A 25,537-nucleotide genomic window follows, 5' to 3' on the forward strand; every position below is an offset into this window, starting at 1 on the left:
AAGGCAGGCATCCATGACAGAGATGGTGTATGGCGCGGTTCCCGTTCGGGATGGCGAGCCGATCCTACCCAAGTGGTGGCGGACAATCGACAAATGGGCGATGTCCTGCATCCTTATCCTTTTTGCAATTGGCTTGATGCTTGGGCTTGCTGCCTCGCCCCCGCTTGCGGCCAAAAACGGTTTTGAGCCGTTCCACTATGTTCAACGACAGGCGTTTTTTGGAAGCCTTGCGCTGGCCGCGATGATCATGACCTCGATGATGTCCCCGGTTCTCGTACGACGCCTTGCGGTTCTTGGCTTTGTTGTGTCCTTTATTGCACTGGCTTTGCTGCCTTTTCTGGGGACGGACTTTGGCAAAGGGGCGGTACGTTGGTACGGTCTCGGTTTCGCATCGATCCAGCCGTCGGAGTTTATGAAACCGGGATTCATCGTCGTAACGGCGTGGATGATGGCGGCTGCATCAGAATTAAACGGCCCGCCCGGCAAATCGTGGTCCTTGGCGCTTTGCTTGGCGATCGTGGCGTTGCTCGTGATGCAGCCTGATTTCGGTCAGGCCTGTCTTGTGCTGTTTTCATGGGGCGTCATCTATTTTGTGGCCGGTGCTCCCATGACCTTGCTGGTGGGCATGGCGTTGCTGGTGGTTTTTGGTGGCACTTTAGCCTATTCCAATTCCGAACATTTTGCGCGACGGATCGACGGCTTTCTTAGCCCCGATATAGATCCCAGAACGCAGTTGGGCTATGCGACCAACGCAATCCAGGAAGGTGGTCTTTTTGGTGTTGGTGTTGGGGAGGGGCAGGTCAAATGGTCATTGCCCGATGCGCACACGGATTTTATCATCGCTGTTGCCGCGGAAGAATACGGGTTGATATTGGTGCTTGTGATAATTGCACTTTTTTCAACGATTGTAGTACGTTCTCTGCTGCGGTTAATGCGCGAGCGCGATCCTTTCATCCGATTGGCAGGCACCGGGTTGGCATGTACGTTGGGCGTACAGGCGATGATAAATATGGGGGTTGCGGTAAGGCTCTTGCCTGCCAAAGGCATGACGTTGCCCTTCGTGAGCTATGGCGGTTCGTCAATTATTGCGAGCGGGATTGCCGTAGGGATGCTGCTTGCCTTTTCGCGCACTCGCCCTCAGGGTGAAATCAGTGATCTTCTGGTACGTGGACGCAAGAAATGACGACACAGCCACTTCTTCTGATTGCAGCAGGTGGCACGGGCGGACATATGTTCCCGGCACAGGCTCTGGCGGAGACGATGCTGTCGCGCGGATGGCGGGTGAAACTGTCGACAGATGCGCGCGGCGCGCGGTACACGCAAGGGTTTCCTGAGGAGACGGAAATCGAAGAGATCAGCAGCGCGACATTCGCGCGAGGTGGCATCCTCGCCAAAGCAATGGTAGCGCCGCAGCTATTGGCCGGGTCGGTTACGGCGCTCTGGGCTTTCTGGCGGGATCGGCCTTCTGTGGTCGTGGGCTTTGGCGGCTATCCGACCATTCCCGCGCTTGCCGCCGCATACCTGATGAAATTGCCACGTATGATCCACGAGCAAAACGGAATTTTAGGTCGTGTAAACAAAGTTTTCTCCGACAAAGTTGATGCGATTGCCTGCGGAACTTGGCCAACGAACCTACCGGAGGGTATTGACGGGTATCACACCGGCAACCCCGTCAGAAGTGCCATTTTGGAGCGTGCCGAAGCAGGGTATATCTCACCTGGCGACTATCCGATGGAGCTTTTGGTCATTGGTGGCAGTCAGGGGGCGAGCATCCTGAGCGATGTGATCCCACCGGCAATCGCGGGCCTGCCCATGGACATGTTGCGCAACGTTCGCGTGAGCCATCAGGCGCGTGAAGAGGATCACGAGCGGGTCACCTCCTTTTATGCGGAAAACGGTATCACCGCGGATGTTCAGCCGTTTTTTCACGATATCCCGCGCCGCATGACCGAGGCGCAATTGGTCATCAGCCGTGCCGGTGCATCTTCGGTTGCTGACCTCACAGTGATCGGTCGCCCATCGATTCTGATCCCCTATGCGGCGGCGACGGGCGACCATCAGACCGCCAATGCGCGCGGAGTGGTCGAGGCGGGCGGGGCCATCATGGTGCCCGAAAGCAGGCTGGACATCGAAGCGGTGACAGAACTGATCCTGTCCGTGCTGAGCAATCCTGAAGGTGCAATGCAGATGGCGCGGTCCGCGGCACGTTTTGGCAAACCGGACGCCACCGAAGCATTGGTTGAAATGGTCGAATGGCTGGCAACGAAAGGGCAAGAGGAATGAGTGCAGCAACAAAACTGCCCGGAGACGTGGGACCTATACATTTTGTGGGAATTGGCGGCATCGGCATGTCGGGCATCGCCGAGGTTTTGTTGAACCATGGCTACACCGTGCAAGGGTCCGATTTGAAGTCGACCCCTATCACCAGACGTCTCGAAGAACTCGGAGCACATGTCTTTGAAGGCCAGCGTGCGGAAAACATTGCCAATGCCGAGGTTGTAGTGATTTCGAGCGCGATCAAGCGCGGCAATGCGGAATTGGACGCCGCGCGTTTGAATGGCCTACCCATCGTGCGCCGTGCGGAAATGTTGGCGGAACTGATGCGGCTCAAATCCAACATTGCAGTGGCCGGGACCCATGGCAAAACCACCACCACCACCATGGTGGCGACCTTGCTGGACGCCGGTGACTTTGACCCTACCGTCGTGAACGGCGGCATTATCCATGCTTACGGTTCGAACGCACGGGCGGGCGAGGGCGAATGGATGGTGGTTGAGGCCGACGAAAGTGACGGAACTTTCAACCGGTTGCCCGCGACCATCGCGATAGTAACCAACATCGACCCAGAGCACATGGAACACTGGGGTGATTTCGACACCTTGCGTCAGGGCTTCCTCGATTTTGTATCCAATATTCCGTTCTATGGGGTGGCGGTTTGCAATACCGATCATAGCGAGGTTCAGGCGCTCGTTGGCAAGATCACCGACCGACGCGTGGTTACCTACGGGTTCAATGCACAGGCGGATGTGCGGGCGGTCAATCTGACTTACAAAAACGGCGTCGCGCACTTCGATGTGGCGTTGCAGGCCGAAGACATCCTGATTGAGGGATGCTCGCTTCCAATGCCGGGCGATCACAACGTATCCAATGCACTGTCTGCTATCGCAGTTGCCCGACATTTGGGCATGAAAGGCGACCAGATAAGAGATGCGCTTGCCAAATTCGGTGGTGTTAACCGGCGCTTTACCCGGGTCGGTGATATCGATGGTGTGACGATTATTGATGACTATGGCCACCATCCGGTTGAAATTACGGCCGTCCTGAAAGCTGCGCGGCAGGCCACAGAGGGGCGTGTGATTGCCGTTCATCAGCCGCATCGGTATTCACGGTTGTCTGATTTGTTCGAAGATTTCTGTGCCTGTTTCAACGATGCCGATGTGGTGGGCATTGCGGAGGTCTATGCTGCCGGTGAGGACCCGATAGAGGGTGCCAGCCGGGATGACTTGGTCGCGGGTCTGATCCGACACGGGCACCGCCATGCGCGCGCTGTTGTGGGCGAGGACGATCTGGAACGCCTTGTGCGGGAACAAGCTCGCCCCGGTGATATGGTGGTTTGCCTTGGAGCCGGTACCATCAGCGCTTGGGCAAACGGGCTTCCTGCGCGGCTGCGCAAAGGGGCAGCGTAATGTTTTCGTTGGCATGTGCCTTTTGGGGTTCCAATGCCAAAGACAGTGAGGTAATTCGCACGCGGCATCAATGTATGTCCGGTGCGGCGCCCGGCGTCGCGACGCTGCTGTTGGTCCGGTGGATTGCGGTGGAAGTGGTTGGCGGAGCGGCCCTTTTGGCGGGTTTTGCTGTTTTTTTAATGGTTCGCAATTCGTTGCGTTTTTTACTGGCTCGCCTGTGCGGGCAAAGACCGGAGTTCTCCACATGAGCCTCTCACTAATACTGGCCGCGTTCTGGGCCGTGATCGCCAATGTCTTGGCCATGATGCCGAGCAAGGACAATCATTGGCGCAATGCTTATATTTTGATCATCATTGGCATTCCCATCGTCGGTCTGGTCACCTGGCAACATGGCCCTTGGATCGGGATGTTGATCATGGCAGGCGGCATGTCCGTGCTGCGGTGGCCGGTGATTTATGTGGGTCGCTGGATCAAACGCGTTACGCTGCGCTAGAGTTTGGGCATGATGAACATGCCTGACGTTCGGGGTCGCCTGACACCCAATCGAAGCTTGAGCGATTTGACTTGGTTACGGGTCGGCGGACCGGCGGATTGGTTGTTTCAACCAGCAGACCTGGATGATCTTTGCAACTTTCTGCGGAACCTTCCGTCTGATGTGGCTATTTTCCCAATGGGTGTGGGATCTAACCTGATCGTCCGGGATGGTGGTTTGCGTGCGGTTGTCGTTCGGTTAGGGCGGGCGTTTAATGCAATCGAGTTAAAAGGCACAGGCGTCACAGCGGGGGCTGCGGCGCTGGACGCGCATGTGGCGAAGAAAGCAGCGGATGCTGGTCTGGATCTGACCTTTCTGCGCACCATTCCCGGCAGTATCGGAGGGGCGGTGCGCATGAACGCCGGCTGTTACGGGAGTTACATCGCGGATGTACTGCGCGAGGTGCAGGCCGTTACACGCCATGGCGAGGTGATCACGCTGACATCGCAAGAGCTCGCGTTCGGGTACCGACAAAGTCGGCTCCCGGATGGGTATGTCCTGACCCGTGCGACTTTTGATTGTCCTGCGGGCGAACCAGCGGCGCTTCATGCGCGGATGGTTGAGCAAATCGCCAAGCGGGATGCCACGCAGCCCACCAAAGAGCGCAGCGCCGGATCCACCTTTCGCAACCCGGCCGGATATTCGTCTACCGGACAGAACGACGATGTGCATGATCTCAAGGCCTGGAAAGTGATTGATGACGCCGGTTTGCGCGGGCTGCGCAAGGGGGGTGCGCAAATGAGCGAGAAACATCCCAATTTTCTGATCAACACAGGCGGCGCCACGGCCACCGATCTGGAAGGATTGGGCGAAGAGGTGCGAAAAAAGGTTTACGCCCAAACTGGTATCACGCTACAGTGGGAAATCATGCGCATTGGCGAAAATTAAGGCTGCATTAACCAAGATACCGTCATGCTGCACGTAGAATTTATAAGTGTGAACCGGCGATAAAGTCGGACATAAAAAATTACAAATGGGCCAGAAAACGGCCCGGCAAGAGGCACCAAAGTGGGTCAGTCGAGCAGGACACCCCAGCGTGTGGCGGTATTGATGGGCGGTCCTTCGGCTGAGCGCGAAGTTTCGCTGGCAAGCGGGCAAGCCTGTGCGACCGCCCTGCGGGGAGAAGGATTTGAAGTGATCGAGGTCGATGCGGACCGCGATCTATGTGCCGTACTCGACAAGATTGCACCGGATGCCATCCTCAATTGTCTGCATGGGCGATGGGGTGAAGACGGCTGCGTCCAGGGGCTTCTGGAATGGCAGGGGGTCCCCTATTCGCATTCGGGGGTTCTGGCGTCGGCGCTTGCCATGGACAAGCAGCGCAGCAAAGAGACATTTGTGGCCGCCGGGTTGCCCATTGTCAAAAGCATTCTGGCGCCAGCCGATGAGGTGCGATCGCATCATGTTATGGCGCCGCCCTATGTGGTCAAGCCCAACAACGAAGGGTCTTCTGTCGGCGTTTATCTGGTGCATGAAGCCAGCAATGGCCCGCCGCAATTGTCCGATGACATGCCAGTCGAAGTCATGGTGGAGGCTTTTGCACCGGGGCGCGAATTGACAACCACCGTGATCGGCAACCGCGCGCTGACGGTAACAGATATCCTGACCGACGGTTGGTACGATTATGACGCAAAGTACAAACCGGGTGGCTCTCGGCACGTTGTTCCGGCTGAGATCCCACCCGACATTTTCGATCTCTGCATGGACTATGCCTTGCGTGCCCATGAGGCGTTGGGGTGTCGCGGTGTGAGCCGCACCGATTTTCGCTGGGATGAAAGCAGGGGCGCGGAAGGGCTGATCCTTTTGGAAACCAATACGCAGCCCGGCATGACGGCAACATCTTTGTCGCCCGAACAAGCGCAGGCCTGCGGGATGAGTTTTGGCGCGCTATGCGCCTGGATGGTGGAGGATGCCTCTTGCGATCGTTGATCTCGCGCGCGCCCGGTGCCTGTGACCCCGCTCCCTCCCGATGGGCCTGGCGGATGCAGCGTTTGATGCTGACGCCCACATTCTTGTTGATGATGCGGGCTGGTGTTCCGCTCGCGCTGATCGGTGCGGCGGGCGTCTGGTATCTGGCGGACGAGGGGCGCAGGCAGGCCATACTCGACACCGTTGCCGAGGCGCGGGCAAGTTTCGAAACACGTCCCGAATTCATGGTCCAACTCATGGCCATCGATGGCGGCGACCCAGCACTAGCAGAAGACATTCGAGAAGTCGTACCGCTCAATTTTCCTGTTAGCTCCTTTGATCTGGATTTGCCGGAGATCCGAAGCAAGATCGCGGCGCTGGCACCGGTCAAAACGGTCGGTGTGCGCGTACGTCCGGGCGGGGTTTTGCAAGTAGATGTGAAACCGCGCACGCCTGTGGCCATCTGGCGCAATCGCGACGGGCTGACATTGATCGACATCACAGGTGTTCATCTCGGCCAAGTGCCGCATCGTTTCGACAGGCGGGATCTGATGCTGATTGCCGGGCAGGGGGCGGACAAGCAAGCCGAAGAAGCCCTTCAGCTATATCGCGCGGCAGCACCCTTGGGTGATCGGTTGCGGGGGATCGTGCGCATGGGAGAGCGTCGGTGGGACATCGTGCTGGACCGGGATCAACGTATTTTGCTGCCCGAAGATGGCGCGGTGGAAGCGCTGGAGCGGGTGATCATGCTCGATGGGGCGCAAGACATTCTCGCGCGCGATGTGGTCCGGGTGGATCTCCGATTGGGTGCGCGGCCCACCGTACAGATGAGCGCACAGGCCAAGGCCTTGTGGCGTGAAATGAAACAGATTTCAGGAAATTGAGCTAAATGGACTTTTACGACAGCCAACGCCAAATGCGAAATATGCGTAAAGCGGCCATACAACGTGGGGTCGTGGCTATTCTGGATGTTGGCAGTTCCAAGGTTTCCTGTCTCGTGTTGCGGTTCGACGGTGCCGGAGACCTGAACGATGAGGGTGAAATCGGATCTTTAGCCGGTCAATCCGGGTTCCGGGTGATTGGTGCTGCGACCACACGTTCGCGGGGCGTACGATTTGGTGAGATTTGCGCCATGCAGGAAAGTGAACGCGCCATCCGCACGGCACTCCAGGGCGCCCAGAAAATGGCTGGAATTCGGGTTGATCATGTGATCGCCTGTTTTGCTGGCGCAGAACCACGATCCTACGGCTTGGACGCAAGGATTGCTCTTGAAGGAGAGGCCGTCGACGAACAGGATGTGGCGCGTGTTCTGGCGGCCTGTGACGTACCAGACTACGGCGTCGGGCGCGAAGTGCTGCATGCGCAGCCGGTGAACTTTGCGATTGATCATCGCTCCGGCCTCAGTGACCCCCGTGGACAGTTGGGTAACGCACTGTCGGTCGATATGCACATGCTGACCATTAACGGTGATGCGGTCCAACATCTGGCCCATTGCATCAAGCGCTGCGATCTGGAGCTGGCGGGCATCGCATCGTCCGCTTATGCGAGCGGCATTTCCGCCTTGGTTGAAGATGAACAAGAACTCGGTGCGGCCTGCATTGACCTAGGTGGTGGCTCAACCGGGGTTTCCATTTTCATCAAGAAACACATGATTTTCGCCGATAGCGTCCGGATGGGCGGGGATCATGTCACGGGCGATATTTCCATGGGGTTGCAAGTCCCTATGTCGACGGCGGAGCGGATCAAAACAATGCACGGCGGGGTTCATGCCACCGGTGTGGACGATCGAGAAATGATCGAGATTGGCGGTGACACCGGTGACTTTGAACATGACCGGCGCACGGCCAGCCGCGCCGAGGTGATCGGGATCATGCGTCCGCGTGTTGAAGAGATATTGGAAGAAGTGCGCGCACGTCTTGATGCGGCCGGGTTTGATCACCTGTCGAGCCAGCAGATCGTTTTGACGGGTGGGGGTAGTCAAATACCCGGTCTTGATGGTCTGGCCAGCAAAATTCTCGGTCAGCAAGTGCGTTTGGGTCGGCCTTTGCGGGTGCATGGGCTGCCGCAGGCCGCTACAGGGCCGGCATTCGCATCCGTTGTGGGTCTGACGCTCTTTGCGGCGCATCCTCAAGACGAATGGTGGGACTTTGACATTCCGGCCGATCGGTATCCCAATAAGTCAATCAAACGTGCGGTTCGCTGGTTTCGAGACAATTGGTGAGCAAGGCTACCGAATCACCATGACGTTTTAAGCGCATTGTGGTAAGAAATGAGAGAGGCCCGTTAGAGGTCCACAGGCGACCGAGCAGTCGTCACGACATTGATCCGCGATACGTCTTTGGACGTGACAGATGCATTGCAACTGACCGAATCTCTTACGCTCTCTCTTGCGTCAGGTGAACTAGTTTGCGCAATATCTTGCCTATGACCGCACTCTGAAGCAAGTACGGCGCTCTGAAATCCCATATTTTGTGCCGAAACTGTGTTTTTTGCGTGACGCTGCGGGGTTCAACCAGTAGTATATCTGCAGAATAAGCATCAAAAACGCTCGCAAATGCGGGAAAGCAGCACAGGCGGATATCATCATGACACTCACCCTCACCATGCCCGGACAGGCGGATTTACGACCTCGGATTACCGTATTCGGTGTGGGAGGTGCTGGGGGCAATGCTGTCAACAACATGATCGAGAAGGAGCTGGACGGGGTAGAGTTCGTTGTTGCCAACACCGACGCTCAGGCTTTGCAACAGGCGAAGTCTGACAATCGGGTGCAGTTGGGCATCAAGGTCACCGAAGGGCTTGGTGCTGGTGCACGTGCCGCAGTCGGCGCCGCTGCGGCGGAAGAAAGCATCGAACAGATCGTCGACCATTTGGCTGGCGCGCACATGTGTTTCATCGCCGCTGGCATGGGAGGCGGCACAGGCACTGGTGCCGCGCCGATCATCGCGCAAGCAGCCCGCGAGTTGGGCGTTTTAACCGTTGGCGTTGTAACAAAGCCCTTCCAATTCGAAGGTGCCAAGCGGATGCGTCAGGCTGAAGATGGCGTAGATTCGCTGCAAAAGGTTGTTGATACGCTGATCATCATCCCGAACCAGAATCTTTTCCGCCTGGCCAATGAAAAAACGACGTTCACCGAAGCCTTCTCTATGGCGGATGACGTTCTGTATCAAGGTGTGAAGGGCGTTACCGATCTCATGGTGCGCCCCGGTTTGATCAATCTCGACTTTGCCGATGTGCGTGCCGTCATGGACGAAATGGGCAAGGCGATGATGGGCACCGGCGAATCCGATGGTGAAGACCGCGCCATTCAGGCCGCGGAAAAAGCCATTGCCAACCCGCTCCTGGATGAAATCAGTCTGCGTGGTGCCAAGGGTGTGTTGATCAACATCACCGGCGGTCATGATCTGACGCTATTTGAACTGGACGAAGCGGCAAACCGCATTCGAGAAGAAGTCGATCCGGAAGCGAATATTATCGTTGGGTCCACATTGGATACCGACATGGGCGGTCTGATGCGCGTCAGCGTCGTGGCCACGGGCATAGACGCGACAGACGTGAACACGGAAATGCCGGTTCCGCGCCGCTCCCTGTCGCAACCGCTGAAACCAGCAACAAGCGTTGAAGAAGAAGTACCGGTGGCCGTGGCCGCTGCAAGTGTTGCAATGCCAGATGCGCAAGAAAGCGTTGTGGCAGAAGTGGTCGAGGAGCCATCGCTGTTTGAATCGTTGGACGTTCAGCAGGCGTCTTCCGACGACATGCAAGAAGACATTTTTGCGGACGAAATACCAACCCAAACCGACGATGGTTTGCCACCTCCTGCTTATCAGCCTCAGGTCGCAGCTTTTGAACCAAGCAGTGTGGACTCTGTTGTGGAGCCGGAGAGTTTTGTGGCACCGCGCGCGCCGGCACCTGGGACACCCTCTCCCGAAGCGATGGCGCGTCTGCGGGCTGCAGCACAAAAGACATCCCCTCGGTCTGAGCCTCGTGAAGCCACGGCGCCGCGCGAGGTGGTACAGGGAGAACGTCCGCGCTTTGGGATCAATTCCTTGATCAACCGGATGACAGGGCAGGCCGAGGGAGCAGCTCAGCCAGCGCCGCGACAGCAGCCTCCAGTTCAACAGCGCGCGCCCCAACCCGCCCCAATGCCTCAGGAGCAGGTCGATCCAGACCAAGAACGCATCGAAATTCCCGCGTTTTTGCGCCGTCAGGCGAACTGATATCATCACGAATTCTAAAAAAAGGGTTGCGATTTCGCAGCCCTTTTCTGTTTAAAAACAGGATTTTGACGGTCTGCAGGCGTCTTTGTGCTCAAATGTAACAGATGTGTTTCAGTCCGTTGCAAAGATTGAGTTGAGGGTTTGAGCTGCAATCCCTAGTTACAGTGCCAATCGGGCCAGAAGTCCGAAGAGTGTGGGGCGAAAGTGCAGACGACTATCAGATCTTCGATCAGTTTTTCGGGCTATGGCCTGCATACGGGCCAAAAGGCAACCGTAACAATTCGTCCGGCTGTAGCCGAGCACGGCATATGGTTCACGCGTACCGACGTTGCATTGGGCGATCGACTGATCCCGGCCCGCTGGGATGCGGTTTTACGTTCGCCGTTGTGCACCAAAATCGAAAACAGCTCTGGCCTTCAGGTCTCCACTGTCGAGCACATCATGGCGGCTTTGGCCGGTTGCGGTGTGCATAACGCTCTGGTTGAAATAGACGGACCCGAAGTGCCAATTCTTGATGGATCCGCCGCACCTTTCGTGCGGGGAATTATGCAACGCGGGCTGCGCACGCTGGCCGCTCCTGTGCGAGCATTTGAAGTTCTGAAGACCGTATCCGCGACTTACGGACTAGCCTCGGCCACACTTGCGCCTGCGGACACGCTGAGGATTGATTTTGAGATTGATTTTGATGATGTTGCCATCGGTCATCAGAAGAAGTCGCTTGTAATGAACAATGGCAGCTTCGCACGCGAGCTTTGCGACAGCCGGACTTTTTGTCGGCAGATTGACATAGACGAAATGCGTGCCAAAGGTCTAGCGCTTGGAGGCACGCCCGGTGAAAACGCGGTCGTATTTGACGGCGCCAAGGTTTCGAGTCCCGGTGGACTGCGCCACAATGATGAGCCCGTGCGTCATAAAATGCTGGATGCCTTGGGCGATCTTGCGCTGGCAGGCGCGCCGTTGATCGGTCACTACACCGGCGTTCGTGCGGGTCACTCCCTGACAAACACGCTGCTGCGGACGTTGTTTGCAACACCTGGTGCCGTACGGATGGTTGTTTGTGACAAGACAACCGCATCCCGGCTGCCCGGGTACGGATTGGTTTGGAATGAGATCCCCGCTGTCGCATAGCGTCGTTGCGCGAGACAATGACGCGCACAACCCGTTTTTCAGCTTTATTGCAACTGCGATCACAAACCGCTCAATGGGCGTTTTGCACCGCATTATTCTATGCTAGGACCTCTGAGACGTGATTTATATTACGGCTCGAAGGGTACGGAGCAAAGGTGGCAAGGCATGAGTAGGCTTGGGTCGCGCAAGCGGATAGTAGCGGCGGTGTTGGTGGCAGTCACGCTGGGCGCGTGCAATGACCGAGACGCGGGCCGGACGACCGGCAATTTCTTTAACCCTCAGGAAATTCCGCTTGAAACATATTCCGCGGAACAGATTTTTGAGCGTGGTGAATTTGAACTCAATCGCAGCCGCCCGGATGATGCCGCCTTCTTCTTTGCGGAGATCGAGCGCCTGTACCCCTATTCCGATTGGGCACGCCGTGCATTGATCATGCAGGCGTTTTCGTATCACCGTGACCAGGACTACCCGAACAGCAGATCAGCGGCGCAGCGGTTCATCGATTTTTATCCCGATGACGAAGATGCAGCCTATGCACAATATCTTCTGGCGCTGAGCTACTATGAGCAGATTGACGAAGTTGGTCGCGATCAAGGGCTGACATTCCAAGCGTTGCAAGCTTTGCGTGAAGTCATTGAACGGTATCCGGACAGTGATTATGCAAGTTCGGCAGTCTTCAAGTTCGACCTGGCCTTTGACCATTTGGCTGGGAAGGAAATGGAGATCGGGCGCTACTACCTTCGACGCGACCATTATACGGCGGCGATCAACAGATTTCGTGTCGTTGTCGAGGATTTCCAGACCACTTCGCATACACCTGAAGCCTTGCATCGCCTTGTGGAAGCGTATCTGTCTTTAGGCCTCACGGATCAGGCGCAGACCGCCGGGGCGATTTTGGGGTTCAACTACCAATCTACGGATTGGTACGAGGACAGCTATGCCCTGCTCACGGGGCAGGGCCTGACACTGGAGGCCGCCGGTGATGGCTGGTTGCGTCAGGTTTACCGTCAAATGGTCAAGGGCCAATGGCTCTGATCCGGTGCGGTTGACGGATAGGGCCCATGCTGCGCGGACTTGAAATTTCAGACATGCTGATCATTGATCGGCTGTCGCTTGAGTTTAAGCCGGGGCTGAATGTTCTTACAGGGGAGACCGGTGCCGGAAAGTCAATCCTACTGGATTCATTGGGCTTTGTACTTGGATGGCGCGGACGCGCAGAGCTTGTACGTCAGGGGGCGACGCAAGGTGAAGTGATCGCTTGGTTTGACTTGCCCGAGGATCACGCGGCCCGTCACATTCTGCAAGAAGCGGGTTTGCCGGATGAAGGTGAGCTGATCCTGCGGCGCGTTAACACCACTGATGGTCGCAAAACTGCGTGGGTGAACGACAAACGGTGCTCTGGCGATGTATTGCGCCAGCTATCGGAAACACTGGTGGAACTCCATGGCCAGCATGATCAGGGCGGCCTTTTGAACCCGCGTGAGCACCGCAAGATACTGGATGATTTCGCGGGGCTGGATGTGGAGAAATCCGCATGCCGGGCTGCGTGGGTCGCCAAGGGACGGGCGGCCAAGGCTCTGAGCGCCGCTGAAACAGCAATGGCTGCCATTCGCGAGGAAGAAGATTTCTTGCGACATGCCGTGGCGGAGTTGGATGCGCTGGCGCCGGAGCCGGGTGAAGAAGCGACATTGGATACGCGTCGCCGGACTATGCAGGGGGCCGAAAAGATCCGCAGTGATGTGATCCGGGCGCATGAGATGCTGGGTGCCAAAGGGGCTGAGACAGCTCTTAGTGATGCTGTGCGCTGGCTTGATGGTGCGGCTGAACAGGCGGATGGTCTGCTGGAAGCTCCGATGGCTGCATTGTCGCGTACCATGGCTGAGCTGGATGACGCAGTAGAGGGTATCGCGGGAGCAATTGACCAATTGTCTTTCAACCCTGCCGAACTGGAAGATACAGAAGAGCGTTTGTTTGCGATCCGGGGATTGGCGCGCAAACACGATGTTCTCGCTGACGATCTTGCGGAATTCGCGGTCACACTGCGTGATAAACTTGCGGCACTGGACGCTGGTGATGCGGATCTGGCGCAATTGCGCAAAGACCTCGCAGCAGCCGACGCGCGGTATCAAGAAGCCGCGTCCCGCCTGACCCAACGCCGCCAAAAAGCAGCAGAGGAGCTGGATGTGAGTGTCAGCAAAGAATTGGCGCCCCTCAAAATGGAGCGTGCGGTTTTCGAGACGCAAATCACGCCGGACACAGCAGGCCCGGATGGGGCGGATATGGTGACGTTCACCGTCGCCACCAATCCCGGCGCGCCGTCAGGTCCCCTGAACAAGATTGCCTCTGGTGGCGAACTCAGCCGATTTCTGCTGGCATTGAAGGTTTGCCTGACCAAGGATCAGTCGGATCTGACCATGATTTTTGACGAAATCGACCGCGGCATTGGTGGCGCCACCGCTGATGCGGTCGGGCGCCGGTTGGCAGCTTTGTCACTTGAAGGTCAGGTGCTTGTCGTGACCCATTCGCCTCAGGTTGCCGCTTTGGGTACGCATCACTGGCGCGTCGAAAAACGCGTCGATGCAGGCATGACAACTTCAACAGTGACGCCATTGCCAACCTCGGACCGAATTGATGAAATCGCCCGGATGCTTTCCGGCGATTCGATTACCGAGGAGGCGCGAGGCGCTGCGCGGGCGCTTCTGGCTGGATAACAGCGCCAAGAGGCTTTCCACCTATTCCCCCTTGGCTTAGACAGGACACAGCCAGAGTACGAGTTATGTCCAGCCCCAATCGATCCATTCTTTCCCAGCAGCTTGATCTTGCCTTGACCAAAGTGCAGGGCGGATTGCGCATCGTTCGGCATCGCGGACCCAACCAGATACAGTTTTGGTTCATTGCTCTTGCGGTTGGCATTGCCGCTGGTTTTGCTGCATTGTTTTTCCGTAAAGGAGTCAATGCGTTACAGACCTATCTTTATGGAACAGAAGATGTTCGTCTGCTGCATAGCTTCGCGGAATCCCTGCCTTGGTACCTGGTTTTGATCATCCCGATTTGCGGCGGGCTCGTAGTCGGATTGATTTTGCACTTTTTTACCAATGATGGGCGCGCGCGGTCGGTGGCCGATGTCATACATGGGGCGGCGATGAATGACGGCCGGGTTGAGGCGCGGGCCGGATTGGCCTCTGCACTGGCGTCTTTGATCACGCTGGGTACGGGTGGTTCAACGGGTCGTGAGGGACCGGTGGTGCATTTGGCCGCCGTGATATCGACATGGGTCAACAGACGCATCCACGCCGACGGGATCACTGGTCGTGACCTTCTGGGCTGTGCGGTTGCCGCCGCCGTATCCGCCAGTTTCAACGCTCCGATTGCAGGCGCACTTTTTGCGCTGGAAGTGGTACTGCGCCATTTTGCCGTGCATGCTTTTGCCCCCATCGTGATTGCCAGCGCGGCAGGCACCGTGATCAACAGGCTTGAGTTTGGGGATGTTACGGAGTTTGCACTTTCGACCACCGGTGCGGTTCAATTTTACCAGGAAATGCCAGCATATCTGTTGCTGGGCCTGGTCTCCGGACTGATCGCGGTCGCCTTCATGAAGGCGGTGTTCTGGGCCGATGACTTTGGCACAATGATCCAGACCAAGATCAAGCTGCCCGGCTATCTGCGACCGGCGCTAGCAGGCGCAATGTTGGGTGTGCTTGCGATATTTTTTCCGCATATCATCGGTGTAGGGTATGAGACAACCTCGCTGGCTTTGACTGGTCAATTGACCTTGTGGACGGCCATTGTCTTTGCTGTGCTCAAGGCCGTGGCCGTGGCGGTCACAATGGCGGGGCGTATGGGCGGCGGCATTTTTTCGCCCTCGCTTATGGTTGGGGCGCTGTCCGGGCTGAGTTTTGGCCTGATTGCCACAAGTGTATTTCCGGATGTCTCTAGTTCTCTCACACTCTATGCGCTGACCGGCATGGGAGCTGTTGCCGCTGCAGTTCTCGGGGCGCCGATCTCAACGACATTGATTGTGTTTGAATTGACCGGTGACTGGCAAACCGGGTTGGCGGTGATGGTTGCGGTTTCCATGTCCACGGCTTTGGCATCACGGCTGGTCCATCGCAGCTTTTTCCTGACGCAGCTGGAGAGGCGCGACATTCATCTGGCTGCAGGTCCGCAGGCCTATCTCTTGGCCATGTTCCGGGTCGGACCTGTAATGCGGAAAGTGGATGATCCCAAAGCTGCCAGCGCGGCGGACTGCGGCGAAATGATCGATGCAGGTGTTTACATTGACGCCAACGCCACTCTGGAGTCTGCCATGCCGATTTTCGACACAGGTGCCAGATTTATTCCGGTTGTCTCGCTGAGCGCGGATGGATCACCGCCGGAGCTGCGGGGTGCTTTGTTTCATGTCGATGCACTCAAAGTGTACAACCGCGCCCTGGCGGCAACCGCGGCCGAGGAGCATTCCTGAGGGTTCAGATCTCTTCGACTGTCACGTCACCATCGCTATAAAAGGCCAAATGATCCTTGATCTGCGCGACGCCTTCCTTGGGCGCTTCATAGGACCAAGCCACGTTCGCCAAAGTCGTGCTTTTTGTGACGACCGAAAAGTAGCTGGCGTCTCCTTTATGCGGACAATGTGTGGTTTTGTCGGTAGTATCCAGAAAAGCCATCGCAATGTCTTCACGCGGAAAATAGATCACTGCAGTGTAATCCCCTTCGATCAACTCAAGCGCATTTGCGCTTTCGCCCAAAACAGCACCGCCTGCCCGGACACTCCATGTGCCCGTCGCTTTGCGAATTGTGATATGGTCAGCCATACGGCGCGTCTCCCCCTCGTGACGTCAAATTCCATCTGCGCATGTTTGGTAACAAATCCATGAAACCTGCTTGGGTTTCAGATCGGCGCGGTTGCCGTATCCAACCATGTTTTTGCGGCGGGCGATAGGCGGGGGCCAATTTTTTCTGCAACCTCTGCATGATAGGTATTCAACCATGCCCGCTCGGTCTGCGTCAGCATGTCGGTCACAATCAACCGCACATCAATCGGGGCAAAGGTTAGAGTGCGCCAGTTCAGCATTTTGCGGTGAGTGTCGGCCCCGGGTAGCTCGGGTGCGATTTGCGCCACGATGAGGTTTTCAATACGGATTCCAAAAGCGCCCTCGCGGTAGTATCCCGGCTCATTTGACAGGATCATGCCCACCTCCAGGGGAACGTGGCTGATACGGCTCAACCTTTGTGGGCCTTCATGCACGCTCAGAAATGCGCCGACACCATGCCCCAACCCGTGATCAAAATCCTGCCCGGCGAGCCAGAGCGGCATCCGCCCTATGGCTTCGATGTCGCGCCCGGCCAAGCCTTCTGGCCAGCGCAGACGACTCATGGCGATCATCCCTTGCAGCACGCGTGTGAAGGCCTCTGCCGCGTCTTTGGGTGGCGTGCCGATAGGAATGGTGCGGGTGATATCGGTCGTGCCGTCAAGATATTGGCCGCCGCTGTCCAATACGATCAACTGCCCGTCTTGAAGCAGGCTGTCGGTCTCGTCGGTCACCCGGTAATGCATGATTGCGCCGTTGGGCCCAGAGCCTGCAATCGTTTCAAAACTAATATCCTGCAACGCATTATCATTGCGCCTGAACGCTTCGAGCTTTGAGACAACCTGGGTTTCCCGCACCGTTGCAATGGGCTGCGCATCAAGCCAGGCCAGCAGCTCCACAATCGCAGCGCCATCGCGCAGGTGGGCGGCGGCGGCTCCGGCAATTTCAGCATCATTCTTGCGTGCCTTGGGCAAGGCGCAGGGGTCACCGGCGAAAACGGCGCGATCGCCAAGTGTCTCGGACAGAACGAAAGGGATTGTGCCTTTATCGACGCGAACGGGTCCCGTGAGGTCATCCACGGCAGAAACCAGGTCACTTGGCGGGTGCACCTTCACATCAGACCCCAGATGATCACCCAATTCGACCAGCTTCGACGCCTCCATGAAAAGATCCACGGCGCCGTTGTCATGCAAGATCGCAAAGCCTTGCGCGATTGGGTTGCGCGGGATATCCGCGCCCCGAATGTTCAGCAGCCAACAGAGCGCATCGGGCAAGGTAATCAGCGCGGCCTTGTGATCGTCCTCGCGCAATTCCTCGGCGATACGAGCGCGTTTGCTGTCGTGGCTTTCGCCCGCGAATTCAAGGGGATGGATCTTGGCCGGCGCCAAAGGAGGCGCGGGTCGATCGTGCCATATCCGGTCCACCAGATTTTCATGTGCCCGCATCGTCACACCGGTTTTTACCAGTGCTTTTTCCAGCGTTTCGATCTGTCCGGCGCTGTGTAGCCAGGGATCGAACCCAACAATCCCGCCGTTTGGCAGCTTTTCCTCCAGCCATGTACCCAATGAAACGTCGGGCCAGGGAACAGGCGTGTAGTCTGCCGCAACCTGCGATTTCACCTGTGTGCGATACCGCCCATCGATAAAAACGCCTGCAATATCCCTAAGGGCGGCGCAAAATCCTGCGGAGCCCGTGAACCCTGTCACCCAGGCCAGGCGTTCGTCACATGGTGCGACGTATTCGCCTTGATGTGCATCGGCGCGCGGGATCAGGAACCCGTCCAGCGCGTCCTTGGACATTTCATCGCGCAAAGCGACCAGCCGGGGCGGGCCCTGTTCCGGCCGTGCGGTCACCTCAAAGGATTGAAACATGCGTTTGCCTCCAACTTTATGGTCTATTCCGCGCTGACGGATCGGCTGCAGTAATCAGCCAGCGCGCTTGATCCCCATAACGCGCGCCCGCGCCCGCGGATCATTGTCAAAAAGTGCGGCAAGCTGTTCGGTCATTGCACCGGCGAGCTGGTCTACGTCTGTAATAGTCACGGCACGGTCGTAATACCGCGTAACGTCGTGACCGATGCCAATGGCCAAAAGCTCCACCGCCCGGCGTTTTTCCACCATCGCGATCACGTCGCGCAGGTGTTTCTCAAGATAATTGGCCGGGTTGACGGACAAAGTGCTGTCATCCACGGGCGCTCCGTCGGAAATGACCATGAGAATCTTGCGCGCTTCGTGCCGCATCAGCATGCGCCGGTGCGCCCATTCCAGTGCTTCACCGTCGATGTTCTCTTTCAGCAAGCCCTCTTTCATCATGAGGCCGAGGTTGGGGCGCGTGCGCCGCCAGGGAGCATCCGCGGATTTGTATATGATGTGGCGCAGATCGTTCAGGCGACCCGGTTGTTGGGGACGGCCTTCATTCAGCCAGGCCTCGCGCGCCTGACCACCCTTCCACGCGCGGGTGGTAAACCCGAGAATTTCCACTTTTACATTACAACGTTCCAATGTGCGCGCCAGAACGTCCGCGCAAATCGCCGCAATGGATATCGGACGCCCCCGCATGGAGCCTGAATTATCGAGCAAAAGTGTTACGACCGTATCGCGGAATTCGGTATCCTTTTCGACCTTGAAGGACAAAGGCGTGGTCGGGTTGGCCACCACGCGTGCCAGCCGCCCAGCATCCAGCATGCCTTCTTCGAGATCGAATTCCCAAGAGCGGTTTTGTTGTGCTTGCAGACGGCGTTGCAGTTTGTTGGCAAGGCGGCTTACCGCCCCTTTGAGGGGCTCCAACTGCTGATCGAGATAGGCTCGCAGGCGTTCCAATTCGATCGGGTCGGCCAGCTCCTCGGCCCCTATTTCTTCGTCGTGATCGCTCAAGTAGACGAGGTAATTGGGGTCCGCATCAGAGGGTGGCGGCGGGGCGGGCGGCTCCAGCGGCGCTTCGCCTTCGGGCATTTCTGCCTCTTCACCCATCTCCTGATCTGCCATGTCATCCATGGAAACCTGAGCCTGTGCCGCGTCTTGCTGTTCTTCTTGAGATTGCTCGGGGGATCCTTCGGATTCTTCTTCATCCTGATCGTCCTGACCGGTGCTGTCGGGGTCATCCTGGTCCTCGGAGCCTTCTTCGGCTTCGTCATCCTGGTCCTCGTCGATCTGGTCGGGATCGTCTCCCAATTGATCCCCGTAGCCCAGATCGGAGATCAATTGCCGCGCCAGTTTCGCGAAAGTGGCCTGATCGCTGAGCGTTTCATCAAGGTTTTCCAACGTGCCGCCACACTGGTCCTCGATAAAGCCGCGCCACAACTCCATCACGTTTTGAGCACCAGGCGGCAAATCCCGCCCCGTTGCCAAATGCCGGATCAGGTAGCCAGCCGCAGTCGCCAAAGGCGCATCTGCGGCCTGCGTGACCTGGTCATAGCCCTTGCGCATGGCCTCATGGGCAATCTTGGCGTCAATGTTGCCCGCCGTGCCCGGCATGTCGCGCGCGCCCATCGCCTCGCAGCGCGCGGTTTCCATCGCCTCGTAAAGGTCACGTGCCATTTCGCCCTGCGGCTGATAGCGCGCGTGGGTCTGGCCGTTGTGATACCGACGGTTCAGCGCCAGAGCATCAGCCGTGCCGCGCGCCAGCATCACCTCATCGCGCGTCATCCGACGGCTGACCTGCGGCAAGCGCATGTTGTCGCCAGAAATGCCCGCCGGATCAACGGAATAGCTCACTGTCAGCTCCGGGTCATGGGCCATGACCTTGGTTGCCTCGGACAGCGCTTTTTTGAAGGCATCAGCAGGATTATCGGACGGTTTGCTCATAACTCTTTGCCTTTTGTCCCTTGCGAAAGCGCCATTTCACCCGTGGCCAGACCTGCCAAAAGCTCAATATGTACATCCAATGCATCCACCACCTTATAGCCGGGATCTTGCCCGTCAAATGCCAGGCCCAAATCTGTACCCGCCAGTACCACGGCATCGGCACCTTGGTCTTCAACCATCCGCCGCCCAACCTCGAAAAAAAAGGTGCGATCGGCATCGGTGGTTTTGCCGCGCAAAGCCATATCGAGGTACGTCTTTCCCACCATATCAAGGTTTCCATCAGGCGCGACAGCACGGGTGTTTGTCAGTTGGCCATAAAGTCTTGTGCGCATCACGACTTCGGTGCCGATCAGCCCGACCGACCGCATGCCTTGCGCTACAAAATAGTCATCCAAGGGCGCCACACCACTTACCAGCGGCAGAGGGCTGATTTCGGCGGTCTCATCATAGCAGAAATGACCCCCCAGCGATGTGATCGCCGCGCAGTCTGCGCCAGCAGCCTTCAGGCGACCAATGAGATCGGCATAGATTTCGGCCTGAGCTGCGCGATCATCTGCCAGATTGTTGGCGATGAGCTCATCCGCGCTCGCCTGGACAATCGTCATCTCCAGTTTTTTGCCACGGTCCCGCATCAGCGACGTCAGCCGCTGATAGTAAACCACAGTGGCTGCCGGGCCGATGCCGCCAATCAACCCGATGTGCATGTGTCTACCCCAAACTCACACTGGCCGCACTCTCGGGCAGTTCTTCATCAAAGAGGCGCTGGTAGAACTCGGCGACCGTTTGGCGTTCCAACTCGTCACATTTGTTCAGGAAAGACAGCCGGAACGCATAACCGACGTTGCGGAAAATCTCAGCATTCTGCGCCCAGGCGATGACCGTGCGCGGTGACATCACGGTCGAGAGGTCGCCATTCATGAAAGCGGTGCGCGTCAGGTCCGCGACCGTCACCATCTGCTTGACGATCTTGCGGCCCTTTTCCGTATTGTAATGTGGGTTCTTGGACAGAACGATCGCGGTTTCCGCGTCAATGCTCAAGTAGTTCAAGGTTGCCACCAACGACCAGCGGTCCATCTGGCCTTGGTTGATCTGTTGCGTCCCGTGATAAAGACCCGTCGTGTCGCCCAGGCCCACGGTATTGGCCGTGGCAAAAAGCCGGAAGAAGGGATGGGGTTCGATCACCTTGTTCTGGTCAAGCAGGGTCAATTTGCCGTCCACTTCCAGAACCCGCTGGATCACGAACATCACATCCGCGCGGCCCGCATCATATTCGTCGAAGACGATGGCGGTCGGATTGCGCAAGGCCCAGGGCAGAATGCCCTCTTGGAAATCCGTGACCTGTTTGCCTTCTTTCAGCTTGATGGCATCTTTACCGATCAGGTCAATACGGCTGATGTGGCTGTCGAGGTTAACCCGTACGGCAGGCCAGTTGAGGCGCGCGGCCACCTGTTCGATATGGGTCGATTTTCCGGTGCCGTGATAGCCTTGGATCATCACACGGCGGTTGTGGGCGAAGCCTGCCAGGATCGCCAGTGTCGTGTCGGGGTCGAATTTATAGGTGGTATCGACCTCCGGCACCCGTTCGCTGCGGTCAGTAAAGCCCTTGACCACCATATCCGTGTCGATGCCAAAGACGTCGCGAACATGGATCTCTTCGGTGGGCTTTGTGTTGATGTCCAGTGCGCCGTCGGCCATGAGGTTTCACCCTATCGTATGAATGTAAAATCAGGCCTCTCTGGCCCGCGTCATCTGGTGCAACATATATCGCAAAGGTGCAAGGGGAAGGGCGTGCCAGTTGGCGCAAATCGGTAGCGCCATTAATCCTTGAAGTTTCGGCTGCCCTTGATCTGGTCCCAAGCCCAGACGACTTCCTGCAATTGCTCTTCCTGGCTGCGGTCGCCCCCGTTCATATCGGGGTGGAGCACTTTGATCAGTGCCTTATAGGTCTTGCGCACCTCGGGCTTTGTCCAGGTGTCCTTGGCTTCCAAAATCTCCAGCGCGCGCCGCTCGGTCGGGGGCAGGCGGCGGCCAGCCTGCGGGCCTTTACCGGGGTTTTGCGTCGCATTGGCCCCTAGGACCTGATGCGGGTCCTCGATCCCCAATCGGGCCCATGCACGAGCCTCCGGATCGCTCATGGGCTTGGTGTTGCGCTCCCACACCTTGTCCTTTGACATCTGAGCGTTCAGCTCAGCCTCAGTGGTTCCGTCGAAGAAATTCCACTTCAAATTGTATTCACGCACATGCGCTTGGCAAAACCAAAAGAAATCATCAAGCACGTCCGGTGCCTTCGGCGCGCGATATTTGCCCGCCTCTTCGCACCCTTCGTGATCACACACGCGGGTCGATGTCTCGGACGCGCCGGACATGCCACGCCTGCCGCGTGGATTTTTCTTCTTGGAGGAAGAGACGGACATATCGAATCCGAATGGATCTGTTTTCGGCATATTGGCACCTATACGAGTCGAGGCCACTTAGTTTAGACTGCATGTGAAAAGAGGGAAGGGGCAAAGACAAAAAAATGTCGAAACGACAAGCGATTGAGGATCGGTTGCAGAAAGCTTTTGCGCCACGGGCATTGGATGTTGTTGACGACAGCGAAAGCCACCGCGGTCATTCGGGTTATCCCGAGGGTGGCGAAAGCCATTTTAATGTGACCATCCGCGCCGAGCAGTTCAAGAGCATGAACAGATTGGCGCGCCACCGGGCTGTTCACGCAGCTCTTGGCCCTCAACTTATTTCGAGGATCCATGCGCTCGCCCTTGATGTAGATGTTTAATCTTAGTCTCTAATCTTTTGATTTTTCATCTTTACGTGTGGCTGCGAGCTGAGCCAAAGAGTTCGTCATGCCGGAGACGTCACTGGGTTCCTCGACGCCGTTGTCGGTCAGCATCCGGGTGGCCCCTTCGCTTTGTGAGGCATCATCTTCTGGTTTTTGTGGGGCGGCAATAACAGGTTCTTTGCGTGCGGATTGCGTGGTTTCCGCGACAGGCGCCTGAATTGGCGGCACGGGTTGCTCAGTTGTGTCTTCGGATGCACGGCGAAAAACCAGTACGTTGCGCCAGTTGGTGGTTGACGATGTCAGTCCGGCCCTTTCAATCGATGGCAAAGTTTCAGCGCGCAGATATTCCCATCCCTCTGCGCCGTATTGGTTCATGATTTCCTCTAAAGCATGAGAAAACCGGTCTTCGGGAGACTTGATGCCCTTGGCCTTGATGCCGCGGGTAGGCGCCGCGATCACTCGGTATTCGTATTGTGTCACGGCATGTCTCCACATCTTAGAAGTGTAGTATAGCAAGCTGGCGCTCCGCGCCAAAGAAATACCCCAGCGGGTCCCGGTTAAAAAGCCGCCTTCGCTATGCCTTGGGACAACGGCATCTAGCTTTTGAGTTTTTGCGCCACCAATTGGTTGACCGTTTTGGGGTTGGCTTTGCCGCCGGTGGCTTTCATCACTTGCCCGACAAACCACCCGGCGAGCTTCGGGTTTTCACGCGCCTTGGCCACCTGATCGGGGTTTGCGGCAATGATCTCATCCACGGCAGCTTCGATCGCTCCCGTGTCGGTCACCTGCTTCATGCCGCGCGCCTCGACGATTTGAGCCGGATCACCGCCTTCGGTATAGAGGATTTCGAAAAGATCCTTGGCGATCTTGCCGGAAATGGCATCTGAAGCGATCAGATCAATGACTCCGCCCAATTGCGCAGGTGATACAGGGCTATCTGCTATGTCAGCATCATCCTTTTTAAGACGACCAAAGAGCTCATTGATCACCCAGTTTGCCGCCATCTTGCCATCACGTCCGGCAGCAACCGCCTCAAAGTATCCGGCAGAATCCAGATCGGCTGTCAAAACCGAAGCGTCATAGTCAGACAGGCCAAAATCGGCAATGAACCGTGCCTTTTTTGCATCGGGCAATTCCGGCAGATTCGCGCCGATGTCATCGACCCAGGCCTGTTCGATCACCAAAGGCAAAAGATCAGGATCTGGAAAGTACCGATAATCGTGCGCCTCTTCCTTTGACCGCATCGAACGGGTTTCGTTCTTGTCGGGATCGTAAAGGCGGGTTTCCTGGTCTACCGAGCCGCCGGCTTCGACAATCGCAATCTGGCGGCGCGCCTCAAAGTCTATCGCTGCCTGAATGAACCGCATCGAGTTCATGTTCTTGATTTCGCCTCGAGTCCCAAGATGGCTGAAATCCTGAGTCGCCTGATACTTTTCGTATTGGCCAGGGCGGCAGATCGAGACATTGACGTCGGCACGCATTGCACCGGATTGCATGTCGCCATTGCAGGTGCCCAGATAGCGCAAAATCTGGCGCAGTTTGCTCAAATAGGCGGCGGCCTCCTCGGGTCCTCGAATGTCCGGGCGGGACACGATTTCCATCAGCGCCACACCGGTGCGGTTTAGATCGACGAAAGACATGTTCGGATCCATGTCGTGGATCGATTTACCCGCGTCCTGTTCCAGGTGGATGCGTTCGACCCGCACCAAACGGGCCGTTCCGTCGCCCATTTCAACCAAGACTTCCCCTTCGCCGACAATGGGGTGGTAAAGCTGGGAAATCTGATAGCCTTGTGGCAGGTCCGGATAGAAATAATTCTTGCGGTCAAATGCGCTCTCAAGGTGGATTTCAGCCTTCAGACCTAGACCGGTGCGCACCGCCTGTTCTACGCAATACTCGTTGATCGTTGGTAACATACCCGGCATGGCCGCATCTACAAAAGAAACATTGCTGTTGGGCTCGGCCCCAAATTTGGTGGAGGCGGCAGAGAAGAGTTTTGCCTGTGATGACACTTGGGCATGAACTTCCATGCCGATGACCAATTCCCAATCATGTTTGGCGCCTGCAATGACTTTTGGATTGGGCGTGTCATATGTTAAATCAAGCATTCTGGTCCCTCGTCAGGCGTCTGATCTGACAGGGTCTTAGGCCAGTGCGCGGGGTGCTGCAAGCCCTTGGGCGCCCGCGTTCAATTGTATGACGGCAGATCCCGCCAATGGATATCATACTTACCATCGCGCCGATCCGGGAGGGCGGTGCGCGCCATGATCCGGCATTCTGCGGTAAAGCTTTGTGTGATGCGGACAACGATTAAACTGCCAAAGGGTTCTGACAGATCAATTGTGACAATGTCACTGGGCCTGTTGGGGGGCAAGGTGACAACCAGTACGTTGTTTGCTGTGTCGTCTTCGGAATTGATTTTGGAAGGGAGATCCAGTTCTAGTGATGCGTGGATTTTTGCAATGCCCTCGTAGATCGGCAGATGTTCCCCGGTGAGTTCGAAGTAAGCGCGGGCACTTTGCAACATGCGCATGTGCAGAGTGTGTAATCTGGCGCGCGGATCCTCGGAAGGGGCGGCACAGGGGGGGGTTGTGGGGTGCAGCGCGTTGCGGTGCCAGTCGATCCAGTCGCCACTGTCCCAGTGTATTGCGTCGGAAGGTATCTTGTTCATGAGAT

23 protein-coding genes are annotated in these 25,537 nt (G+C 57.1%); 14 read left to right on the plus strand and 9 right to left on the minus strand.

Translation table 11 applies throughout. From position 1 onward, the window contains the following. Window positions 1-13: 13 nt before the first annotated feature. The 13 genes from ftsW (at window position 14) to AB8B75_RS05020 (ending at window position 15,933) form a co-directional block, all read left to right on the plus strand. Window positions 14-1,183: a putative lipid II flippase FtsW gene (ftsW, locus tag AB8B75_RS04960; protein ID WP_405360304.1), complete on the plus strand. Its 1,170-nt coding sequence runs from the start codon at window positions 14-16 to the stop codon at window positions 1,181-1,183. Then, complete coding sequence (locus tag AB8B75_RS04965) at window positions 1,180-2,283, plus strand: UDP-N-acetylglucosamine--N-acetylmuramyl-(pentapeptide) pyrophosphoryl-undecaprenol N-acetylglucosamine transferase (protein ID WP_405360305.1); 1,104 nt, start codon at window positions 1,180-1,182, stop codon at window positions 2,281-2,283. The genes ftsW and AB8B75_RS04965 overlap by 4 nt, the downstream gene beginning before the upstream one ends. Continuing rightward, window positions 2,280-3,686 (plus strand): UDP-N-acetylmuramate--L-alanine ligase, encoded by a 1,407-nt coding sequence (murC, locus tag AB8B75_RS04970; RefSeq protein ID WP_405360307.1) that lies wholly within the window; start codon window positions 2,280-2,282, stop codon window positions 3,684-3,686. Before AB8B75_RS04965 ends, murC begins: the two co-directional genes overlap by 4 nt. A gap of 244 nt (window positions 3,687-3,930) precedes the next feature. Further along, window positions 3,931-4,179 carry a DUF2484 family protein gene (locus AB8B75_RS04975; protein WP_405360308.1) on the plus strand — a complete coding sequence of 83 codons (249 nt, stop codon included), beginning with the start codon at window positions 3,931-3,933 and terminating at the stop codon, window positions 4,177-4,179. A gap of 9 nt (window positions 4,180-4,188) precedes the next feature. After that, a complete protein-coding gene (gene murB, locus AB8B75_RS04980) occupies window positions 4,189-5,106 on the plus strand; it encodes a UDP-N-acetylmuramate dehydrogenase (RefSeq protein ID WP_405360310.1) in 918 nt (305 codons plus the stop codon). A 120-nt stretch (window positions 5,107-5,226) separates the two neighbouring features. Further along, the gene (locus AB8B75_RS04985) at window positions 5,227-6,147 is read left to right on the plus strand and encodes a D-alanine--D-alanine ligase (RefSeq protein ID WP_405360311.1); all 921 of its coding nucleotides are present in this window, start codon (window positions 5,227-5,229) and stop codon (window positions 6,145-6,147) included. Then, window positions 6,135-7,010 (plus strand): cell division protein FtsQ/DivIB, encoded by an 876-nt coding sequence (locus AB8B75_RS04990; RefSeq protein WP_405360313.1) that lies wholly within the window; start codon window positions 6,135-6,137, stop codon window positions 7,008-7,010. Before AB8B75_RS04985 ends, AB8B75_RS04990 begins: the two co-directional genes overlap by 13 nt. Before the next feature lie 32 nt (window positions 7,011-7,042). After that, window positions 7,043-8,347 (plus strand): cell division protein FtsA, encoded by a 1,305-nt coding sequence (gene ftsA, locus AB8B75_RS04995; protein ID WP_405360464.1) that lies wholly within the window; start codon window positions 7,043-7,045, stop codon window positions 8,345-8,347. Between the two features lie 364 nt (window positions 8,348-8,711). Beyond that, window positions 8,712-10,343 carry a cell division protein FtsZ gene (gene ftsZ, locus AB8B75_RS05000; RefSeq protein ID WP_405360315.1) on the plus strand — a complete coding sequence of 544 codons (1,632 nt, stop codon included), beginning with the start codon at window positions 8,712-8,714 and terminating at the stop codon, window positions 10,341-10,343. Between the two features lie 204 nt (window positions 10,344-10,547). Further along, window positions 10,548-11,471 carry a UDP-3-O-acyl-N-acetylglucosamine deacetylase gene (gene lpxC, locus AB8B75_RS05005; protein ID WP_405360317.1) on the plus strand — a complete coding sequence of 308 codons (924 nt, stop codon included), beginning with the start codon at window positions 10,548-10,550 and terminating at the stop codon, window positions 11,469-11,471. A gap of 165 nt (window positions 11,472-11,636) precedes the next feature. Next, complete coding sequence (locus tag AB8B75_RS05010) at window positions 11,637-12,506, plus strand: outer membrane protein assembly factor BamD (RefSeq protein WP_405360319.1); 870 nt, start codon at window positions 11,637-11,639, stop codon at window positions 12,504-12,506. Window positions 12,507-12,532: 26 nt separating this feature from the next. Beyond that, window positions 12,533-14,182 (plus strand): DNA repair protein RecN, encoded by a 1,650-nt coding sequence (gene recN, locus AB8B75_RS05015; RefSeq protein ID WP_405360321.1) that lies wholly within the window; start codon window positions 12,533-12,535, stop codon window positions 14,180-14,182. Between the two features lie 65 nt (window positions 14,183-14,247). Continuing rightward, window positions 14,248-15,933: a chloride channel protein gene (locus AB8B75_RS05020; RefSeq protein WP_405360323.1), complete on the plus strand. Its 1,686-nt coding sequence runs from the start codon at window positions 14,248-14,250 to the stop codon at window positions 15,931-15,933. 4 nt (window positions 15,934-15,937) lie between these two features. Here AB8B75_RS05020 and AB8B75_RS05025 read toward each other — a convergent pair whose 3' ends face one another. The 6 genes from AB8B75_RS05025 to AB8B75_RS05050 form a co-directional block, all read right to left on the minus strand. Further along, window positions 15,938-16,282 carry a DUF427 domain-containing protein gene (locus tag AB8B75_RS05025; RefSeq protein ID WP_405360325.1) on the minus strand — a complete coding sequence of 115 codons (345 nt, stop codon included), beginning with the start codon at window positions 16,280-16,282 and terminating at the stop codon, window positions 15,938-15,940. A gap of 77 nt (window positions 16,283-16,359) precedes the next feature. Beyond that, window positions 16,360-18,150, minus strand: a complete 1,791-nt coding sequence (locus AB8B75_RS05030; protein WP_405360327.1) for an aminopeptidase P family protein — start codon at window positions 18,148-18,150, stop codon at window positions 16,360-16,362. Window positions 18,151-18,204: 54 nt separating this feature from the next. Continuing rightward, window positions 18,205-20,082: a cobaltochelatase subunit CobT gene (gene cobT / locus AB8B75_RS05035; protein WP_405360328.1), complete on the minus strand. Its 1,878-nt coding sequence runs from the start codon at window positions 20,080-20,082 to the stop codon at window positions 18,205-18,207. Continuing rightward, entirely contained in the window at window positions 20,079-20,786 is a 708-nt protein-coding gene (locus AB8B75_RS05040; protein WP_405360329.1) for an aspartate/glutamate racemase family protein, read from the minus strand. Before AB8B75_RS05040 ends, cobT begins: the two co-directional genes overlap by 4 nt. A gap of 4 nt (window positions 20,787-20,790) precedes the next feature. Next, complete coding sequence (gene cobS, locus AB8B75_RS05045) at window positions 20,791-21,777, minus strand: cobaltochelatase subunit CobS (protein ID WP_405360331.1); 987 nt, start codon at window positions 21,775-21,777, stop codon at window positions 20,791-20,793. 122 nt (window positions 21,778-21,899) lie between these two features. Further along, window positions 21,900-22,526: a DnaJ domain-containing protein gene (locus tag AB8B75_RS05050; protein WP_405360332.1), complete on the minus strand. Its 627-nt coding sequence runs from the start codon at window positions 22,524-22,526 to the stop codon at window positions 21,900-21,902. Window positions 22,527-22,600: 74 nt separating this feature from the next. On the opposite strand from AB8B75_RS05050, the gene AB8B75_RS05055 reads away from it, so the two are divergent. Next, window positions 22,601-22,858: a BolA family protein gene (locus tag AB8B75_RS05055; RefSeq protein WP_405360334.1), complete on the plus strand. Its 258-nt coding sequence runs from the start codon at window positions 22,601-22,603 to the stop codon at window positions 22,856-22,858. A gap of 9 nt (window positions 22,859-22,867) precedes the next feature. On the opposite strand, the gene AB8B75_RS05060 is transcribed toward AB8B75_RS05055, so the two are convergent. The 3 genes from AB8B75_RS05060 to AB8B75_RS05070 all read right to left on the minus strand — a co-directional run bounded on the left by AB8B75_RS05060 (window position 22,868) and on the right by AB8B75_RS05070 (window position 25,532). Beyond that, the gene (locus AB8B75_RS05060) at window positions 22,868-23,341 is read right to left on the minus strand and encodes a DUF4177 domain-containing protein (protein WP_405360336.1); all 474 of its coding nucleotides are present in this window, start codon (window positions 23,339-23,341) and stop codon (window positions 22,868-22,870) included. A 116-nt stretch (window positions 23,342-23,457) separates the two neighbouring features. Continuing rightward, window positions 23,458-24,969 carry an Asp-tRNA(Asn)/Glu-tRNA(Gln) amidotransferase subunit GatB gene (gene gatB / locus AB8B75_RS05065; protein WP_405360338.1) on the minus strand — a complete coding sequence of 504 codons (1,512 nt, stop codon included), beginning with the start codon at window positions 24,967-24,969 and terminating at the stop codon, window positions 23,458-23,460. An 80-nt stretch (window positions 24,970-25,049) separates the two neighbouring features. Next, window positions 25,050-25,532, minus strand: coding sequence for a hypothetical protein (locus AB8B75_RS05070; RefSeq protein ID WP_405360340.1), 483 nt, complete (start codon window positions 25,530-25,532; stop codon window positions 25,050-25,052). Window positions 25,533-25,537 lie beyond the last annotated feature (5 nt).

The sequence above is a fragment of the Roseobacter sp. genome, assembly GCF_045106495.1.
Lineage (GTDB): Bacteria > Pseudomonadota > Alphaproteobacteria > Rhodobacterales > Rhodobacteraceae > Roseobacter.

Excerpts from the sequence above, each read along its gene's own strand:
- cobT (WP_405360328.1), bottom strand. The coding sequence starts at position 20,082 with ATGAGCAAACCGTCCGATAATCCTGCTGATGCCTTCAAAAAAGCGCTG.
- gatB (WP_405360338.1), bottom strand. The coding sequence starts at position 24,969 with ATGCTTGATTTAACATATGACACGCCCAATCCAAAAGTCATTGCAGGC.
- AB8B75_RS05010 (WP_405360319.1), top strand. The coding sequence starts at position 11,637 with ATGAGTAGGCTTGGGTCGCGCAAGCGGATAGTAGCGGCGGTGTTGGTG.
- ftsZ (WP_405360315.1), top strand. The coding sequence starts at position 8,712 with ATGACACTCACCCTCACCATGCCCGGACAGGCGGATTTACGACCTCGG.
- cobS (WP_405360331.1), bottom strand. The coding sequence starts at position 21,777 with ATGGCCGACGGCGCACTGGACATCAACACAAAGCCCACCGAAGAGATC.
- AB8B75_RS04975 (WP_405360308.1), top strand. The coding sequence starts at position 3,931 with ATGAGCCTCTCACTAATACTGGCCGCGTTCTGGGCCGTGATCGCCAAT.
- AB8B75_RS05040 (WP_405360329.1), bottom strand. The coding sequence starts at position 20,786 with ATGCACATCGGGTTGATTGGCGGCATCGGCCCGGCAGCCACTGTGGTT.
- AB8B75_RS05025 (WP_405360325.1), bottom strand. The coding sequence starts at position 16,282 with ATGGCTGACCATATCACAATTCGCAAAGCGACGGGCACATGGAGTGTC.
- AB8B75_RS05030 (WP_405360327.1), bottom strand. The coding sequence starts at position 18,150 with ATGTTTCAATCCTTTGAGGTGACCGCACGGCCGGAACAGGGCCCGCCC.
- ftsA (WP_405360464.1), top strand. The coding sequence starts at position 7,043 with ATGCGAAATATGCGTAAAGCGGCCATACAACGTGGGGTCGTGGCTATT.
- AB8B75_RS04965 (WP_405360305.1), top strand. The coding sequence starts at position 1,180 with ATGACGACACAGCCACTTCTTCTGATTGCAGCAGGTGGCACGGGCGGA.
- murB (WP_405360310.1), top strand. The coding sequence starts at position 4,189 with ATGATGAACATGCCTGACGTTCGGGGTCGCCTGACACCCAATCGAAGC.
- AB8B75_RS05020 (WP_405360323.1), top strand. The coding sequence starts at position 14,248 with ATGTCCAGCCCCAATCGATCCATTCTTTCCCAGCAGCTTGATCTTGCC.
- murC (WP_405360307.1), top strand. The coding sequence starts at position 2,280 with ATGAGTGCAGCAACAAAACTGCCCGGAGACGTGGGACCTATACATTTT.
- AB8B75_RS05070 (WP_405360340.1), bottom strand. The coding sequence starts at position 25,532 with ATGAACAAGATACCTTCCGACGCAATACACTGGGACAGTGGCGACTGG.
- ftsW (WP_405360304.1), top strand. The coding sequence starts at position 14 with ATGACAGAGATGGTGTATGGCGCGGTTCCCGTTCGGGATGGCGAGCCG.
- recN (WP_405360321.1), top strand. The coding sequence starts at position 12,533 with ATGCTGCGCGGACTTGAAATTTCAGACATGCTGATCATTGATCGGCTG.
- AB8B75_RS05050 (WP_405360332.1), bottom strand. The coding sequence starts at position 22,526 with ATGCCGAAAACAGATCCATTCGGATTCGATATGTCCGTCTCTTCCTCC.
- AB8B75_RS05055 (WP_405360334.1), top strand. The coding sequence starts at position 22,601 with ATGTCGAAACGACAAGCGATTGAGGATCGGTTGCAGAAAGCTTTTGCG.